We start from the raw sequence: 2,304 nt of genomic DNA on the forward strand, positions 1-2,304 counted from the left end.
AGCTGGCTCTGTTCGGTCACTCCCGGTATCAAGTATGTTCTTGATGCTTTTATAGCTCGGAGTGGCTATAAAGGTGAGCGCCTTGCAGCAGGCGGCTTCCAGCCGATCGACAGAATACTTGTCGGCCAGCTTTAAAAGTCCCATGCAACTACGGTAGGATTGCTGTTCTACCAGCTTGGAGGTAAGGATTGCATCCACGGTCTGGTAGGTACTGGAACCGATGCGCTTCGCCCATTGCCGGAAGCGGTCGCCGTTCCACTCAAGATACTGCTGATGAGAAGGCGGCATATGCTCTGTGATTGTGCTATACTGACCTTTGCGACCATACAGTCGACGGTGGGACGCGATTCGATTGTGGTTGTAGAAAACCTCAATGGTCTTGTTTGTGACTCTCACATCAACTTTGCGCTTTATATACTCATGTGGAACGGAGTATAGCATTCCTGCAAACGCTATGTGATAATTGAACTGAACGGTGGCTTGTCTCCATTCCGCCAGTTCATATGGGGTAGCAGGTAACGGAGCCAGCAATGGCAGTTCTTCGTCGCGGAAGATTTCATACCGACTCCCCTCTTTCTTTTGGAACGGGCGATGGCTGAAATCTTCCAGTTTCTGCCGGATCGCCTGATTTAACTCACCGAGAGAAAAGAACTGCTCGTTCCGTAGCGCTGCTGTGATCCATGTGGAAATATTGCCTACACTGCCCTCGGCATTAGGCTTATCCTTTGGAGAACGGACGCGTGCCGGAATAATGGCGATGCTATAGTGTTCTGCCATTTCCTGATAGACGGCATTGATCCGTGGATCATTCCAGCTTTTATTATTATGATCCACAGCAGTGCGACAGTTGTCTGGCACGAGGATCTTTGCAACACCGCCAAAGTACTCGTACATGTGGATGTGTGCTGCGATCCATGACGCCTGTTTCTGATCCATAAAGGCTTCTACGTATGGATACTAACTGTAGGTCATAACACCTACGAAAATCTGGGCATCCAGAATTTCACCGGTATCTGGGTCGATGATGTGCGCAGGATCACCTGCCCAGTCGACCTCAATCTGCTCCGCAGGCTTGCGGTTGATATGCATAGTGGCGCGGCGCTTCTGCTCATCCTGCTGGATGTAGTAGCAGAACTGAGAGTACATAAGTGGCTCTTCTTTGGAGAGACGGCATTCTTCAAGATACTCTGTCCAAAGGAGCTTCTTATTCACCCCGTTTCGAAGAAGCTCTTTGCGGACATGCTCGAAATCGGGCATCCGCTTTAAAGTGGCTGGCTTCGCTTTCACTTCAGGGAAAAGCAACTTGCCTAAGACTGGATCGCTAAGTTTAGGATCCAGAGGCCAGACAAGATTTTGCTCTTTGGCTGCCTTCAGCACCTTGTTGACAGTTGTCTTGGATGCATTGCAGCTAAGGGCAATGTTGGTTTGGCTGAGATTCAATCCGGCAAGCCGGATGATCTCACGATACTTGGTCATAATGGTGACCTCCTTCGTAATGAATTTACGCTGCAAAGCGTATGAATTCATTATAAAGGAAACGGTACCATCTGACCGGAACCTCGGTATCCGATTCCCAGAATCGCGGTATCGTCTAAAATGGAACAGCGGTACTGTGGCGCCGGAACGGCGGTTCAGAATCGCCCAGAATACTCAGTTTGGAGAGAAGTCTGCCGTGCGGCCGGCAACGGAAAACGAGAAAACCGAGCTGCTCCGAATACGAGCAGAGGACAATGACTGATCGATTGCCCCCACTCCACGGTGGGGCTATTTTTATGAAGCGCGATTAGTTTTGACTAACCACCACCTCTAAAAATAACCGTGCGAACTTCTGAAGTTCACACGGCTAATAGAATCACTTCAACTTCTCAAGAATCTCATCAGCACTCATACCACCGGCCAGCAGTTTCTTAACCACAGCCTCGGCTTCCGACTTTTTCGCTTCTTCAGCTGCTTTCTGATCGTAAACGCTCCATAGCAAGTACCTGTTCCTCCACTCCTTTTTCTGCCATAATAGTCTCACACTATACAGAGTCAAAAAAGTTAAGTACTCAACTTTTTTGACCGCCTATGGAGGTCTATCTATGAGCAGTCAAACAAGTTTAGTTGCTGAACAGGTTCGGTTGCAGCAATGGGCGGCACAGATCCAGGATTGTAAAAACCGCCCTGCAGATATGAAAGTAGAAACCTGGTGCAGTGAGCATGGCATCACAAAAGCGAATTATTATTATCGTCTGAAAAGAGTCCGCAAAGCATGTTTGGAGGTCTACAATCCAGAACCGGCGTTTGTGGAGCTTCCTCAGCCGA

Annotated in this window: 1 protein-coding gene and 2 pseudogenes; 1 reads left to right on the forward strand and 2 read right to left on the reverse strand. The window is 48.8% G+C overall.

The features are described 5' to 3' along the window. Together istA and DWZ76_RS15435 are read right to left on the reverse strand one after the other, a co-directional pair. Positions 1-1,476 (reverse strand): annotated as a pseudogene (gene istA / locus DWZ76_RS14820) (IS21 family transposase); the annotation flags it as partial. 376 nt (positions 1,477-1,852) lie between these two features. After that, entirely contained in the window at positions 1,853-1,978 is a 126-nt protein-coding gene (locus DWZ76_RS15435; protein WP_279220605.1) for a hypothetical protein, read from the reverse strand. A gap of 103 nt (positions 1,979-2,081) precedes the next feature. On the opposite strand from DWZ76_RS15435, the pseudogene DWZ76_RS14830 reads away from it, so the two are divergent. After that, positions 2,082-2,304, forward strand: a pseudogene (locus DWZ76_RS14830) (IS66 family insertion sequence element accessory protein TnpB); the annotation flags it as partial.

Source organism: Clostridium sp. AF35-15 (assembly GCF_003477745.1).
Classification (GTDB): Bacteria; Bacillota; Clostridia; order Lachnospirales; family Lachnospiraceae; genus Otoolea; species Otoolea fessa.